We start from the raw sequence: 15532 nt of genomic DNA, 5'->3' as shown, positions 1-15532 counted from the left end.
TTGATTTTAAATTGATTTTACTGTTTTTTATTATTTTAAATTATTTTTTTATTTTCCTCCAAATTTTTCTAATAGTAGGCGATGAGATATACCAAAGTAAAAAACCACTTAAAACGGTTATTAACCCTAATAATGAAAATAGTCGCAAAACAATATTATTCATATTGTCTCTACCCTCATAATCCATGGTATGGGTCATCCATAAAAAATCAAACCATCTCCAATCGCGGTGTCTAATCGTTTGAAAAGCTCCATCATTTGCTGAAATATAAGCCTTTAAATTATTTGGTTCTTGGTATGAAATAACATAGGCAGGTAGTAAATGCTCTCTATATTCATGGTGTTTCCCTACTTCTTTAATAAGTTGTATTTCTTTTACTTTTAAACCTGATACAATATTTTTATCCGCAGTTGCTAATGCTTCTTCTTTAGTGATTCCTTTTTTTAAGTCTCCTGTTTTGGCATTGTAAAGCATCTTGTCATTAACCCAATAAAAAGGTTGATTATTTATTACCCTTAATTCTATAGATTGAATTGCTATCGAAGGATGAAGTAGGGAAGGACTTATTAAACCTGAAAACGACTCGGCAACAATTCCTTTTTTATGAAATTGAATTCCATGAATATCATCAATATTAGACCAACTAAAATACAGACCGCTAATGGTCCACATTAAGAATTGAAGACCTAAAAATATTCCTAAATATCGGTGAGATTTTCTAATCCATTTTACTTTTTTTCCTTTAATCATTTACCTTTTAATTTTTTTTAAATTGTTAAATAAACTGAACCAACTTTGAAAATCGCATTAAAATTGCAATTATATAAAACAGAATATATTAGAATATTCATTGCCTAATTTTCTATTCCATTCCGCCAGTTTCGGACGAATAACTTATTCCATTCGGTTTTTTGCCTACTGCAATTGTATTAATTACTTTTTGAGTTGTCACATCTATTACTGAAACAGTATTGTCACCACTATTGGTAACATAAACTGTTTTTCCGTCTTTACTAACCACTACACCGTGTGCCTTATTACCTACGGTTATAGTTTTAATAACTTTGTTACTGGTTATGTCAATTACAAAAACTTTATTTGAAACAGGTCTACCCATTGTTTCCCCTTGATCGGCTACATATAACAATTTACTGTCGGGCGTGGCATATAATTGAATTGGACCTTGCGCATCATTTGGTAATTTTATTCTTGTTATTTGAGCATTTTTAATATCATAGTTTACTACTTCTTTAGTATCATACAAACTCGCAAAAATAAATTTTTCATCTTGTGTAGTTGCAACTTGCACAGCCACTCCTCCCAGTGGAATGTCTGTTATTGTGCCATCAGAAATAGTAATAATCGACATACTTTTTGCATCCATATTTGCAACATAAAGTTTTCCGTTTTGATGTCTAAAACCATGTGGTAAATATCCTTTTCCTAACTCAAATTTTTGAGTTATTTTATATGTTTTAGCATCGACTTGAAATATCTGATTTGTTTCATTTGCAGTTGCATAAGCATATTCAGATTTATTATCTAAAACTACATGAGCCAGATGCAAATCCTTACCAAGTTCAATACGTTTTTTTATTGAATTAGTGTTTGGATCGATTACTATCAATTGATTTGTTGCTGTACTATCCATAGGTATCGCCGTCACCCAAACGGATTTCCCATCAGGTGCAACTTGTACGTTATGAGCCATAAACATCATTCCTGAAGAGTCACTAATTGATATTTCTGTATTTTTTGTGCTGTCCTGAAGGTTTATAACAGAAATGCTACCTCCATCCTCATTGGCTACATATACTTTTGCTAATTGCATTGTTTTTTTAGGATTATTGCAGCTGCCAATTATTAAGCCAGCCACTACTAATACTACCATAATCTGAAATTTTTTGAGTACTACAAGATTTTTCATTTTTTTATTATTTAAGTTGATTTTGCTATTTTTTCCATAATGGAATAATCTGAACCAAACTTGCAAATCGCATCACATTGACTTCGCAATTCTGAAAATAGTATGTATTTGATATTCATTTTTGAATTTTTAACAACAGGTCTATTCAATTGTTGTATCACATCTTTTTCGCGACTGTTTGGAATGATGATATAAAATACCTCTTCGCCATTGGAAATACTAAAATACAAGTCGGATAAACGTAAAATACCTGAATAAATACTGGTGCTTTTTTCTACTTCAAATGCTCCAATGATTTTGTTTGTTCCTTTTTTAAACCAAAGTACATCAATGAGTTTAATCGTATTTTGGGTGTCCTTATCTGTTGGTAATTCAGGAAATTTACTAATTGATATAAACGAAAAACTTTGACCATTGAATGCTTTGCTTTTATCATTACTGGCCGGAGTAACATCGTAACCTAATGAACTGCCAATTTTTAACAAATGGTATTGCATTTCGTTATGAAGGTTTTCTGCTAATTTTTCTTCCTGAATTTCTTTTTGGCGTTTTAGTATATTCTTTTCGAACTTTGTGCGTTCGTCTTCGCTTAAATATTCATCGTTACCAATTAGCATTTTTTGTGTTCCAATCTCAAAACACAATCCGGCAATCGCTCCTAAATCGTTAGATAATTCTGCTTTGTGTTTGCTGTTAGTTTCAATTAATGTTTCTCGGATTTTTAAATATTCTGTCCAACTTCCTAACTTCTTTTTGTCTTTGAATAAAAAATTAAATCCGTTGAGAATTGCCGTATTGAATGGCGGAAACCAAGTGGGGTGCAAGAAATATAAAATACTGGCTACCGCCGGACCTAAACCTTTTATTTTTAACTCATCCAATTTAACAATCTCTTTTATAATCTGTTCTTCGGTTTTGGCATTGATGCAGTTTTCGAGAAATTGGCCGAAAGCAATTTTATTGTTTGGATTTTCGTAAATATCTGGAATTCTTAATTTTGGTTTCCAATAAAAAGGATGTGCCACACCTACAAAAATTTGTTTTTGTTCTGCAATACAACTCAACACAAATTCTAAACTACTCCCTTTAAAATCATTTGGAAAAGTCTTGTCTTTGATATCGTCAATGACTTGTAAAATTCCTCTACGAATGGTTCGAAATGCTTTTAGCCTTTGGTCGTTATCGACAAACCAAGTATTATAAACACTTTCGGCATCGGTTTTGTATTGTTGGACTATTTGAGTAAGGTTATTCATTTTAATTTACCATATAAATTTCTATTCACATGTTCTAAAGTTTCAAACGTCTTAATCTTAACGCATTTACAATTACGGATACTGAACTAAAACTCATTGCCAAAGCTGCTATCATAGGAGAAAGTAAAATCCCGAAAAATGGATATAAAACTCCGGCTGCAATTGGCACACCTAAAACATTGTAGAAAAAGGCAAAAAACAAATTTTGTTTAATGTTACTCATTACTGCGTGGCTCAATTTTTTGGCTTTCACAATACCTTGTAAATCGCCTTTTACTAAAGTTATTTTAGCACTTTCTATCGCCACGTCAGTTCCGGTACCCATGGCAATTCCGATGTCTGACTGTGCTAATGCAGGGGCATCGTTGATGCCGTCTCCTGCCATCGCGACAATTTTTCCGAGGGATTGGAGGCGCTTAATTTCATTTAGTTTGTCTTCGGGGAGGGCTCCTGCGATGAATGAACTAAGATCGAGTTCGGCAGCGACGGCTTTTGCGGTGTTTTCATTGTCGCCCGTTATCATTATTACTTCAACACCCTGACGCATCAGTTCTTTTATTGCTTCTTTGCTTGTTTCTTTTATCTTGTCTGTAATGGTTACAAAACCCAAAGCAACCCCATCGATGGAAATATAAGAAACTGTTTTTCCTAGTTTTTGTTCGGCTACAATTTTATTTTCCAATTCATCAGAAACTGTGGCGTTCACTTGTTCCATTAGTTTTTTATTTCCGAGGGCCACTTTTTTATTGGTTACCGTCCCAATAACTCCTTTTCCAGCAATGGCTTCAAAATCGTTGACTTCGATTAATGAAATATTTTTTGCTTTTGCAAAATTGACTACGGCTTGCGCCAATGGGTGTTCGCTGTACTGATTTAAAGAAGCGATATTTTGCAATAGCCCATTTTCGTCATTTTGTAAGGAGAACACTTTTTCGACAGAAGGTTTTCCTTCGGTAATGGTACCTGTTTTATCAGTTATCAGAACATTTACCTTGTTCATATTCTCTAATGCTTCAGCATTTTTTATCAAAACACCTGATAGTGCTCCTTTACCTACGCCGACCATTACCGACATTGGTGTGGCTAATCCCAAAGCACAAGGACAGGCAATTATTAATACTGCAATGGCATTGATAAAACCATAGACTAGGGCAGGTTCCGGTCCAAATTTTGCCCAAACAAAAAAGGTTAAGACAGAAACTACAACTACAATCGGTACAAAATATTTTGCAATGCTATCCGCGAGTTTTTGAATGGGTGCTTTGGATCGGCTCGCATCATTTACCATCTTAACAATTTGCGAAAGCAAGGTTTCCGAACCAACTTTCTCGGCAATCATAACAAAGGATTTATTTCCGTTTATGGTTCCCGCTATAACTGAATCATCAATCTTTTTATCAACAGGAATAGGCTCTCCTGAAATCATAGATTCATCTATAGTACTTTCTCCATCAGTAATTTTTCCATCTACTGGAATTTTATCTCCCGGTTTTACTCGTAATAAATCTCCTTTTTTGATGTCGTGAATCGAGATTACTTTGTCCCCTCCTTCGATAACCAAAGTCGCTTCGGTGGGCGCTAATTTCAATAATTCTTTTATGGCACCGCTAGTTTGACTGTGTGCTCTTGCTTCTAATAATTGGCCTAACAAAACCAAGGTTAATATGACCGTTGTTGCTTCAAAATAAAGTAACACTGTGCCGCTTTCGGTTTTAAATTCATTTGGAAAAATATCAGGAAAAAACATGCCAACCAAACTAAACAAGAAAGCTACTCCAGTACCAATTCCTATCAGCGTAAACATGTTGAGATTCCAGGTAACAATTGACTTCCAAGCGCGAACAAAGAACATCCAACACGCATAAAAAACCACGGGAAGCGTCAAAATCAATTGTACCCAATTCCAGTATGAAATGCCCATTATCTTTTCTAACGGATTATTTGACATCATTTCTATAGTAGCTATTGCGAAAACAGGAATTGTAAAGGCTGTTGCTACTTTCATTTTCTTAAGCAAATCATTGTAAACCTTTTTGTCTTCACTATCTGTAGGTTCCATTGGTACTAAATCCATTCCGCAAATAGGGCAGGAGCCAGGTTCTTCTTTGATTACCTCCGGGTGCATCGGACAGGTGTATAATTTTTTAACCGCACTTAATTCATGAACTTTTTCTAAATTCATTCCGCATACTGGACAACTCCCGGGCTTATCGTAAACCTTGTCTCCTTCACAATGCATCGGACAATAGTATTTGCCTTGAGCATTACTTAGTGAAGGTATTGTATCCATGTTATCACTAGTTTTAGTACTGCAACACGATTTTGTTATTGGCTCATTGACAGTTTTGTGAGTTGTATCGTTAGCGCTACTCATTTCTATAGTGTACTTTCCAACGGTTGTTAATGCCTCTTGAAATTGATCCAGTGGAATGTGTTTTTCCATTGTTATAGTTGCAATTGGAGGATTCAAAGTAACCGTTGCTTGAATTCCATCGATGGCATTCAATGTTTTTTCCACTTTAGAACGACAGCTATCGCAAGTCATTCCGGTAATTTTATAGGTATGTATCATATGTTTTTTAAAATAAAATTTACTCTTTCATTTGGTGTTAATAATGGAACAAAAATGACTGGAAAACTTAATAAATTGTAAACCTCGAAAATTAATCTATGAATGGTTTTTTGTGCTTCTTCGTCTTCTGTTCTTGCATAGTCTTTTGTAAAAGGTAATCGGTCTAAAATAAAAATCTTTTTATAAGACACCCTCTTAATGGCATTAAGTAATTTTTCGTCATAATCAAGATTTAAAAACTGATAATAGGTCATCGCATCAGGAATAGCCCTGTCAAGAAAAACAGTTTCAATAGGTGATAATTCCGCTTCTTGTTCAATTTGCATATCTAGCACAGCTAATTGAAATTGTCTTTTATTTTCTCTTATTTCTTCTAGACTTTTACCTTCTTCCCTCATGCTATCAATGTAATGTCTGGCGTGTTCAATAGTTGTTTTGTAGCCCCTTTTCGATAACATATCAATTACTGTTGTTTTACCTGTACTAGGTCCACCTGTAATAACATACCAATTGGTATCTACTTTTTGATTGTCCATTTTCATCACTTTTAAAATTGCAAGTAGAACATAATTCATTCATACTAGTTTCAATTCGTTTTCTATTTATTATGGTTTTCAACCTTTGGCTATGATTTTTGCAAAGCACGCAGATCGAATATAATATTATTTTTGAACACGTGCCGTCTCAATAATACTATAGGTATGTGTCATTTCTTGCTAAACACTACATTTTCATTCCCTCCATAGGATCATTTCCTTTTCGGAATTTATATTCGCTATTTATGGCATACGCTCCAGTAATGACTACTTTTTTAGATGGATCCATTTCTGATTTAATTTCAATCATCCCATTGGTTTCTACTCCTGTTTCCACCATTATGCTTTCAAATACTCCTGGTCTTTTTTCAATCCAGATGTAAGAAGCATTTTCTTCCCTGATGACAGCATCAGTAGGTATGAATACTCCTTTTATATTGGATTGTGTCAATCTTGCAATTGCCTGCATTCCGGGTTTCAACAGCAAGTTTTGATTGGGCACTTCCATTCGAATTAAAAGCAGTCTGGTGTCTGGATTTATTTCAGGATTTATAAATGAAATTTTTGCGATTATAGTTTTATCAGGATAATCAGTAAATGAAACTTTGGCGTTTTGTCCAAGGTGCATGCTTTTTGCATAATTTATATTCACCTGTGTTTCGAGCCAAAGACTATTTAAATTTGCCAATTTAATTATACCAGTACCCTCCATTGCATAACTGCCTTCTGTTGCTATTATCTCCGAGATAGTTCCACTGCTATTACTATAGAAAATAGTGTACGGAGAAATCTCTTTACTCGATTTTATAGTTTCAATTTGGGCATTGGATAAACCAAAGAATAATAGTTTTTGTTTGGCAGCAATGAGCATCGTACGTGCATTTTTTCCAAAATCACCTGGCATGGTAAGTTGTTTGTATGCTGTGAAGTAATCTTGTTTGGCTATGGCAATATCTTCACTATACAATTGATATACTGGTTCGTTTTTAGCAACATAATCTCCGACCGTTTTGAAGTATAACTTTTCAATTCGCCCCATTGCTCTAGCAGAAATGGTGTTAATTTTTTCTTGATTAATTGTTAAAACCCCTGTATAATTTTGTTCTAAACTGCTTTGAGTTGTTGCGACAGTTTGCGTGATGATGTTCCCCAATTGGAGCTGCTGTTTACTCAAGCTTATCTCGTTTGCAGCTGTGTCGTCACTTTTTATTGGAGTTAACTCCATGTGGCAAATGGGACATTTCCCAGGCTTATCCTCCTTTACTTGAGGATCCATAGAACAAGTGTAAAAAACAGTTTCTTTACTTTTATGTGCGCTATGGTCTTCTTTGTTTTTAGTATTACAAGCTATACATACAGTAAGTAGTATTGATAGAATTCCTATTATATTTATCGTTTTCATAATTATTCGGTTTTAATAAAGCTTTCGCTATCAATTAAATATTGTGCATTTTTAGCAATAGTATCCTCAACGGAAATTCCACTGATAATTTGAATAAAATCATCTATTTCAATTCCTGCTTTTATTGCAGTTGCTTTAAAGCCATTATTCTTTTTTATAAAAACTATTCTCTTGTTGCCAATACTCACTAATGCTTGTTTTTGCAGCCAAACCCCTTGTACTGAATTTGTTTTCACAATTCCTTGTAATCGCAGACCTATTGGGAATTTTAGTTTAATGTTGTTTAGGTATACCCTAATTCTATTGGATTTATCTGCTGGATTAAATTGAGTTTCAATAAAATTTATTTTTGCATCCATGAATTCATTTTTGTCTAATTCTGTAGCAATTTTGATAGCTTGATTGGTTTTGATTAGACTATTGTACCCTTGACTAACATTAAAGATACCCCATACTTTATCTGTATTTACTAATTTAAAAACGACTTCTCCCTTTTTTATGTAGTTACCTTCCTTTATGTTTAATATTTCTGTATTATTACTTGTACTTTGCATCGTCGAATTGCTTGTATTATCCATTTTTTCTGTTCCTTGAATAATTCCAGAAGCTGGACTGTAAATTGAAACTTGAGGATTTACTTTTTTGGAGGAAGACAATGAATTTATCTGATTTTTAGTCATTCCATAAAGCAATAATTTTTGCTTTGAGGCTTTAATAATTGAGGTATTATCGGAATCATTGGAAACTAAATAAATAAAATTTTGCTGTTCTGTCAATAATTCAGGGCTGTATAAATCAAATAATTTCTGTCCTTTAGCTACTTTTTGGTACTTATAATTGACATACATTTTTTCTATTCTTCCACTTATTCGAGCAGCAATATTTACTGATGAATTTGGATCATAAGACACTATTCCAGGTAAGTCTACCTCACTGCTTAATGTCGTGTCTTTAGCTGTTGTAGTTTGATAATTCCCGACGATAAAATTATCAGTAGGTTTCAAAAGATTATCAATAGAATTGTCTTCCTCAGCTTGGCTTTCTGTTATTTTTTTTATCAAAGTCATTCCGCAAATAGGACAATTGCCAGGTTTGTCGCGAATAATTTGGGGATGCATAGAACAGGTGTATACTTCTTTTTGATGTAAATTCTCCAAGTGATTGTCTGATTTTATTGGAAAGAAATAGATAGCAAATCCTATACTAGAAATTACGATTAAAACCAAACTATATTTTAAATATTTATTCATAATTATTTGATTTCTAGTTGTTTTTCGATTTCTACTTGTGTGCTTAAAATATTTTGCAATTTATCCAGAGCATCAATTTGTGCCATATTTAACGCTTCCCAAGCATCCAATACTACAAATAAATCTCCCGTATTATTCTGCCAAGCCAATATTGCAGTATCATAGTTTCGTTTTAAGGCAGGAATGATATTTTTTTCAGCAATATCATATTGTTTTTTTAGGTTTATCAATTCTGTATTCATACCCGAAATCATTCCTGCTGCTTCATTCAAAATCATTTGCTTTTGCCAGTTGAGACCTTCATTCTTGATTTTAAAACTGTTGATATTGGCTTTATTCATTTTTGTTGACCAAGGCATGGGAATAGTAATCATTCCCATTAAAGAGAATTGTTTTGGCTGTTCTCCAAAGGCAAACATATGGTCATATTTGACACCAAATTCTGGTAATAATTTTGCTTTTTCGGTTTCAATTTTTAATTGATTTAATACCATTGTTTTTTCAATAGCTTTAACATCACTTCGGTTTTGGGAAAGTGAGGTTGTATCTGCTTTTATGGTATCAAAATCATTTAATTTATAGGTTTCATCTATTTCAAACAAAGTGTTTTTATCTCTAGCCATCAAGGTATTTAGCATAATTCGCTTCTGGGAAATATCGTTTTGTAACATTACAATCATACTTTGTAATGCACCGTATTGCGATTTTGCTTTGTAATAGGTTGGCAATTTATCCATATTATACTGATAGCGTATTTCCATACTTTTTATCATATAGTCTAAGAGCAATAAATTATCATCCGCAATTTTTATTTTTTTATTTAATACCAGCCATTGGTAATAATTCGTTTTTGCCAGTGCCTTTAATTGATTAATTGTATAACCTTTATTCTCTTTTTCAACAGATGACATTGCATTCATGTAATTGAAATCAGACTTAAGTTTTCTAGCATTCGGTATCATTTGTGTAACACCAACCATGTAAGATCCCATACCAGGCCCCATTTCATCGGCTTTCCATAATTTACTATTGTAAGGCGTCATAAAAAAACCCGTTTCCACTTGCGGAGGCATCCAACTTTTTGCTCCTTTTGCTGCTGCATCCATACTTTGAATATCAGCATCATACATTTTTAGTTGTGGATTATTTGTTTTGATATTCGTCAAAACAGCATCCAACGAAAGTGTTTGCGCCGCCATATTAGCAGTACTTAAAATCAAACAGCTTATTGCGATATAACAGTTATTCTTTAACATCTATAAGTTCTATTTTGCCTTTTGTTTTTAATTCTCGAAGTTTTACCATCTCAAAAACTATAGGAGTTACTAATAATACATAAATTGTTGAGGTAATTGTACCCCCAATGAGTGGAACCGTAATTGGCAACATCACATCGGCTCCAGTTCCTGTTGCCCAAAGGATAGGGATTAATCCAAATAGGGAAACGGAAACGGTCATCAATTTTGGTCTTAATCTTTTGGCAGAACCGTCAATAATGTACTGTTTCAAAATTGCTTCTGTGATTGTTGCTGCACTGTTCCCGTGTTTTTCTACCATTTTGTTCATCGCTTCATTCAAATAAATAGTCATTAACATAGCGGTTTCGATTGCCATTCCAAACAATGCTATAAAACCAACTGCAACGGCTACGGATAAATTTATTCCATAAAAATAGACCATAAAAATTCCTCCAATCAAAGCAAACGGTACGGTTATCATTGTAATCAGTGCTTCTTTCATAGAATGATAGGTGAAGTACAGAATGAGGAAAATAATGATGACAACTATAGGTAAAATCATGCTTAATGTTTTATTGGCTCTGATTTGGTTTTCCCATTGTCCGCTCCACTCCACATAATAGCCTTTTGGCATTTTAGTGATCATTGCATTCAATTTTTTTTGCGCTTCTTTTACCGTACTTCCTAGATCACGCTCTCGCACATTAAACAGGACACTGCCTCGTAGCATTGCATTTTCGCTATTTATCATTGGAGGACCATCGCTTATTTTTACATCGGCAACGGCTTCTAATGGAATAGGACCAAACTCCATTGTTTGCACTTGGAGTTTTTTTAATGCCTCAATACTATTTCTGTATTCTTGAGCATATCTTGCATTTACAGAAAATCGTTGTCTTCCCTCAATGGTTGTAGTAAGTTTCATTCCACCAATAGACGCTTCTACCACATTGTTTATATCATCTATTGTAAGTCCGTATCTGCCAATGGCCTCTCTTTTTGCCTCGATATCGATGTACTTTCCGCCAGTAATCGGTTCCGCATATAAATCTTTTACGCCAGAAGTACCTTCAAGGGCTTTTTTTATTTTTTGAGATAAAACATTGATAGTGTCTAAGCTTGCTCCGTAAATCTTTATTCCTACATCGGTTCTAATACCAGTAGAAAGCATATTAATCCTATTAATGATGGGCTGTGTAAAACCATTCGTAACTCCTGGAATTTGAAGTTTATTATTTATTTCATTAACAATATCGGCTTTCGTTTTGTCTTCTCTCCATTCGTTTTGGGGTTTCAGCAAAACAATAGTTTCAATCATGCTAATTGGACTATTATCGGTAGCAGTATTAGCCCTTCCTGCTTTTCCCAATACGTGTGCTACTTCGGGTATCGATTTTATCAATTTGTCTTGCACTTGTAAAATTCGTTTCACTTCAGAATTGGATACATCTGGCAATGTTACAGGCATAAAAAGCACGGAACCTTCATCTAAAGGTGGCATAAATTCTGTCCCTAAACGGGTAAACATTAAAACGCCAATCAGGAGCGCAATTATATTAATACCTAATACTGTTTTCCTCCATTTTAAACAAAAAATTAAAATAGGAGTATATATGCTTTCCAGTTTTTTATTAATTGGATTTTTGTTTTCTGGACGAAGTTTACCTTTAAGCAGAAAACTAATTAGAACTGGAGTAAGTGTAATGGCTAAAAAAGCATCTACTATAAGTATAAACGATTTTGTCCAAGCCAATGGGCTGAATAATTTACCTTCCATACCTGTGAGAAGAAATACAGGTAAAAAAGATGCTATTACAATGAGTGTTGAATAAAAAACACCTGGGCCAACTAATTTCGAAGAACTTTCTATAAGTTGTAATTTTTCTTCAGAAGATAACGGGTCGTGTTCTTTTTTGAATATATTTTTTATTTTGTCTTTCATTTTATTTCCGAATTATTTTGATTACTCTCCATCTCTTCCTGTTTCTCCGAAATTGTCCTATACGCATTTTCCACCATTACAATTCCGTCATCGACGACAACACCTATAGCTAATGCAATACCCGTTAATGACATGATATTAGATGATATACCAAATGCTTCAAGCAAAATAAAGCCAATGGCCACAGATATAGGCAATTGTATTAAGATAATTAAAGCACTTCGCCAATGAAAAAGAAAAAGTAGTATGACAATTGAAACAACAATCATTTCTTCTATTAAAGTTCCTTTAACAGATGCGATTGCATTTTCTATCAATTCACTTCGGTCATAAGACGTTTTAAAAGAAACGCCTTCAGGCAATCCTTTTTCAACTTCTTTCATTTTTTCTTTTACTGCTTTTATAACTTTATCTGCATTTTCACCATAACGCATGACTACAATTCCTCCTACAACTTCACCTGTTCCATTTTCATCAAAAATTCCCAAGCGTAAATCTCCACCCATTTGTATCGAACCAATGTCTTTTACCTTTACTGGAACGGAATTATAATTTTTAATAGCAATATCTTCTACATCTTTTATGTTTTTTATGTACCCTAAACCTCTTACTATGTAAGACATATTACTCATCTCAAATTTTCGACCACCAACATCATTGTTATTTGCTTTGACTGCATTCATCACTTCCATCATACTCACATTATAGTACTGCATTTTCAAGGGATCTAGCACTAATTGGTACTGTTTTTCAAAACCACCAAATGATGCTACTTCAGCCACGCCAGGAACAGTTTGTAATGCAAATTTCACGTACCAATCTTGTAAAGCTCTTTGTTCTCCCAAGTCCATACCGTTAGCCTCTAAATGATACCAAAAGACGTGACCAACTCCAGTTCCATCTGGGCCTAATGTCGGCACTACGTTTTGAGGTAGTAATCGTTGGGCATAATTTAATCTTTCCAATACACGAGTTCTTGCCCAATAGACATCTACATCATCTTCAAAAATGATATATACAAAGCTCATCCCAAACATAGATGCACCACGAATATTTTTGACTTTTGGTATACCTTGTAGGTTAGAGACCAAAGGATAGGTTACTTGTGCTTCTATAACCTGCGGGCTTCTTCCCATCCATTCCGTGAAGACAATGACTTGATTTTCGGATAAATCTGGAATGGCATCTATAGGATTTTGTTGCACGCTATAAATACCCCAAGCTAATAAGCAAGCTGAGACGAGAAGAACAACAAATCTATTTTTTAGTGAAAATGATATTAATTTTTCTACCATAATGTTTAGTTTTCTAATGAAAGACTATCTTTTGTTTTATTTATCCAATTGATTACTTCCTCTTTTTGAGCAGGTGTTACTATTGCATTTTTATGAAGTAACGTGTAGGACGCTAAGGGCATTTCATCAGATTTTATTTGTTTGATGATAGCTTCTAATTTGTTTTCTTGTTTTCGCTTGGAGTACTTTCCAAATTCATTAAAGTTCAAATCCTTCTTACCATCTTTAATGTGTTCTTCCATAAAAAACCGTGCTGGCTGAATGTAAGAATATAATGGATAATTAGTATTGTTACTGTGACAATCGTAGCAAGATGTCCGTAAAATAGTTTCAACATTTTTAGGAACATCGTACATTTTTGTGAAATTTGCAGTTAATTCCTGCTCATAACTTTCATTACGAGCAGGTTGATATAACTGCATCAACAAAAAAATAACAAACCCGATTATGAGTATTTTCTTGATGATTTTTTTCATTTTATAATTGTTTTTTCATAGAACCACAAGTAAGCATTTTCGAACCGTAGTAAGGATTTTTTATTTCTTTGCTTTCACTTATCCAAATAGCCCCTTTTCCTTCATTATACATAGGACAAAAATCTTGATATAGTTTTTGTTTTGCTCCAAATATTTTTATCAAATCATTCACATCTTTACTCAACATCGCAAAATGTTCTCTTTGGTGGTCAATTTTCCCACCATTATCACCAATGTGTTCTGCGTGTTCTTTAGCATCATCAGCAATATCAATATATTCTGTTTTCAATTTTGGATCTATTGCATTAGTATTGACTTTATTGAAAGTTGCATATAATGCTTTACCCGCATTGGCTGCTCCTTTTGTATCGTCTTTTGTGAGTGCGTTTTTGAGTTTTAAATAACCAGAGATTATTTCGCTTGTTGAAAATGTTGTTTGGGTAACCGATGTAGCTTCAGTATTAACTTCAACTGTTGTTGTATCATTATGACTATGACTACCATCAGTATGATCATGAGCTGCTTCATTTTGTACAACTGGTTCGGTTAATTCCATTCCACATTTTGAACATTTTTCACCTTTTTTTCCTGTAACCTCTGGGTGCATTGGACACGCGTATAATTGCGAGGTACTCTCTGTTGTTTCCGAATTAGTTGTTGCAGCTTCTTTATTTTTTTGATTACAAGAAACAAGTACAAATGCCATCGCTATGGCTGAAAGGATTAGATTTTTCATTTTATTATTTTTTTTAATTGATATTGTTGGTATTTGCAACATTTTTTGATGAATATTTTTTTGAAAACCCATTTTTATATAGAAATTAATTTTTTCATTTTATAGGGTCATTAAAATCATTGCATCCTTATTATTGGTATCATGTGCATTGAATTAAACTAAAAGGAAATTTAAAATTTATGCGACTGGATTATTTTTTCTTACCCTCCGTTTTAGCCATTTCCATTCCACATTTAGGACATTCCCCCGGTTTGTCAGAAGTTGAGCCATCCATTGGACAAACATATTTTGTTACAATTTTAGTTTTAGGTTGACTGCCTTTTGTAGCGTGAGTATCTATCTTTTCGGTAATTTTTACCATTCCAGTTCCACATTTAGAACATTTCCCTTCGGTATCAGAAGTTGAGCCGTCCATTGGACAAACATATTTTGTTACAATTTTAGTTTTGGTTGACTGCCTTTTGTAGCGTGAGTATCTATCTTTTCGGTAATTTTTACCATCCTAGTTCCACATTTAGAACATTTCCCTTCGGTATCAGAAGTTGAGCCGTCCATTGGACAAACATATTTTGTTACAATTTTAGTTTTAGGTTGACTGCCTTTTGTAGCGTGAGTATCTATTTTTTCAGTGGTTTTTACCATTGTCATTCCACATTTGCTACATTTTCCTTCTATTAAACTCACTTCTTCTGGATGCATTGGGCAAGTATAAGTTGTTTTTTGAGCTTCCTTTTGCGAAGATTTTGTAGCTTCTTGAGCTGATGCTACTGTGCTAACTGCTAAGAATACGCTTAGTACGATAATTAGATTTTTCATTTTTTACAGTTTTAATTAATTGTTTATAATATTAACACTGATCAATTGCAAGCCATTTTAATCGTTTATCAAATTTACATTTGAT

The 15532-nt window shown here is 33.7% G+C and carries 14 protein-coding genes; all 14 read right to left on the bottom strand.

Going from position 1 to position 15532, the window contains the following annotated elements; all coding sequences use genetic code 11:
• Positions 1–40 precede the first annotated feature (40 nt).
• Entirely contained in the window at positions 41–751 is a 711-nt protein-coding gene (locus tag DNC80_RS07335; protein ID WP_099715370.1) for a PepSY domain-containing protein, read from the bottom strand.
• A 112-nt stretch (positions 752–863) separates the two neighbouring features.
• Entirely contained in the window at positions 864–1928 is a 1065-nt protein-coding gene (locus DNC80_RS07330) for a hypothetical protein (protein WP_143394893.1), read from the bottom strand.
• 11 nt (positions 1929–1939) lie between these two features.
• Positions 1940–3184, bottom strand: coding sequence for a hypothetical protein (locus DNC80_RS07325; RefSeq protein WP_099715372.1), 1245 nt, complete (start codon positions 3182–3184; stop codon positions 1940–1942).
• A 34-nt stretch (positions 3185–3218) separates the two neighbouring features.
• Complete coding sequence (locus tag DNC80_RS07320; protein ID WP_099715373.1) at positions 3219–5756, bottom strand: heavy metal translocating P-type ATPase; 2538 nt, start codon at positions 5754–5756, stop codon at positions 3219–3221.
• Positions 5753–6331: an AAA family ATPase gene (locus DNC80_RS07315; RefSeq protein ID WP_255493192.1), complete on the bottom strand. Its 579-nt coding sequence runs from the start codon at positions 6329–6331 to the stop codon at positions 5753–5755. The genes DNC80_RS07320 and DNC80_RS07315 overlap by 4 nt, the downstream gene beginning before the upstream one ends.
• Positions 6332–6479: 148 nt before the next feature.
• Complete coding sequence (locus tag DNC80_RS07310; protein WP_099715374.1) at positions 6480–7694, bottom strand: efflux RND transporter periplasmic adaptor subunit; 1215 nt, start codon at positions 7692–7694, stop codon at positions 6480–6482.
• A 2-nt stretch (positions 7695–7696) separates the two neighbouring features.
• Positions 7697–8944 carry an efflux RND transporter periplasmic adaptor subunit gene (locus DNC80_RS07305; RefSeq protein ID WP_099715375.1) on the bottom strand — a complete coding sequence of 416 codons (1248 nt, stop codon included), beginning with the start codon at positions 8942–8944 and terminating at the stop codon, positions 7697–7699.
• A gap of 2 nt (positions 8945–8946) precedes the next feature.
• Positions 8947–10200, bottom strand: coding sequence for a TolC family protein (locus tag DNC80_RS07300; protein ID WP_099715376.1), 1254 nt, complete (start codon positions 10198–10200; stop codon positions 8947–8949).
• Positions 10187–12124, bottom strand: a complete 1938-nt coding sequence (locus DNC80_RS07295) for an efflux RND transporter permease subunit (RefSeq protein ID WP_182650451.1) — start codon at positions 12122–12124, stop codon at positions 10187–10189. The genes DNC80_RS07300 and DNC80_RS07295 overlap by 14 nt, the downstream gene beginning before the upstream one ends.
• Positions 12121–13419: an efflux RND transporter permease subunit gene (locus DNC80_RS07290; protein ID WP_099715378.1), complete on the bottom strand. Its 1299-nt coding sequence runs from the start codon at positions 13417–13419 to the stop codon at positions 12121–12123. The genes DNC80_RS07295 and DNC80_RS07290 overlap by 4 nt, the downstream gene beginning before the upstream one ends.
• A 5-nt stretch (positions 13420–13424) precedes the next feature.
• Complete coding sequence (locus DNC80_RS07285; RefSeq protein ID WP_086452985.1) at positions 13425–13895, bottom strand: heme-binding domain-containing protein; 471 nt, start codon at positions 13893–13895, stop codon at positions 13425–13427.
• 1 nt (position 13896) lies between these two features.
• Positions 13897–14631, bottom strand: coding sequence for a DUF3347 domain-containing protein (locus tag DNC80_RS07280; RefSeq protein WP_099716324.1), 735 nt, complete (start codon positions 14629–14631; stop codon positions 13897–13899).
• A 190-nt stretch (positions 14632–14821) separates the two neighbouring features.
• Entirely contained in the window at positions 14822–15070 is a 249-nt protein-coding gene (locus tag DNC80_RS07275; RefSeq protein WP_370628718.1) for a heavy metal-binding domain-containing protein, read from the bottom strand.
• Positions 15064–15447, bottom strand: a complete 384-nt coding sequence (locus DNC80_RS07270; protein ID WP_182650448.1) for a heavy metal-binding domain-containing protein — start codon at positions 15445–15447, stop codon at positions 15064–15066. The genes DNC80_RS07275 and DNC80_RS07270 overlap by 7 nt, the downstream gene beginning before the upstream one ends.
• Positions 15448–15532 lie beyond the last annotated feature (85 nt).

Source organism: Flavobacterium sp. SOK18b (assembly GCF_014156605.1).
GTDB classification, from domain to species: Bacteria; Bacteroidota; Bacteroidia; order Flavobacteriales; family Flavobacteriaceae; genus Flavobacterium; species Flavobacterium tiangeerense.
Note: the sequence above shows the minus strand (reverse complement) of the source record. Positions and strands in the feature narration are given on the sequence as shown.

Excerpts from the sequence above, each read along its gene's own strand:
- DNC80_RS07335 (WP_099715370.1), bottom strand. The coding sequence starts at position 751 with ATGATTAAAGGAAAAAAAGTAAAATGGATTAGAAAATCTCACCGATAT.
- DNC80_RS07330 (WP_143394893.1), bottom strand. The coding sequence starts at position 1,928 with ATGAAAAATCTTGTAGTACTCAAAAAATTTCAGATTATGGTAGTATTA.
- DNC80_RS07325 (WP_099715372.1), bottom strand. The coding sequence starts at position 3,184 with ATGAATAACCTTACTCAAATAGTCCAACAATACAAAACCGATGCCGAA.
- DNC80_RS07320 (WP_099715373.1), bottom strand. The coding sequence starts at position 5,756 with ATGATACATACCTATAAAATTACCGGAATGACTTGCGATAGCTGTCGT.
- DNC80_RS07315 (WP_255493192.1), bottom strand. The coding sequence starts at position 6,331 with ATGAATTATGTTCTACTTGCAATTTTAAAAGTGATGAAAATGGACAAT.
- DNC80_RS07310 (WP_099715374.1), bottom strand. The coding sequence starts at position 7,694 with ATGAAAACGATAAATATAATAGGAATTCTATCAATACTACTTACTGTA.
- DNC80_RS07305 (WP_099715375.1), bottom strand. The coding sequence starts at position 8,944 with ATGAATAAATATTTAAAATATAGTTTGGTTTTAATCGTAATTTCTAGT.
- DNC80_RS07300 (WP_099715376.1), bottom strand. The coding sequence starts at position 10,200 with ATGTTAAAGAATAACTGTTATATCGCAATAAGCTGTTTGATTTTAAGT.
- DNC80_RS07295 (WP_182650451.1), bottom strand. The coding sequence starts at position 12,124 with ATGAAAGACAAAATAAAAAATATATTCAAAAAAGAACACGACCCGTTA.
- DNC80_RS07290 (WP_099715378.1), bottom strand. The coding sequence starts at position 13,419 with ATGGTAGAAAAATTAATATCATTTTCACTAAAAAATAGATTTGTTGTT.
- DNC80_RS07285 (WP_086452985.1), bottom strand. The coding sequence starts at position 13,895 with ATGAAAAAAATCATCAAGAAAATACTCATAATCGGGTTTGTTATTTTT.
- DNC80_RS07280 (WP_099716324.1), bottom strand. The coding sequence starts at position 14,631 with ATGAAAAATCTAATCCTTTCAGCCATAGCGATGGCATTTGTACTTGTT.
- DNC80_RS07270 (WP_182650448.1), bottom strand. The coding sequence starts at position 15,447 with ATGAAAAATCTAATTATCGTACTAAGCGTATTCTTAGCAGTTAGCACA.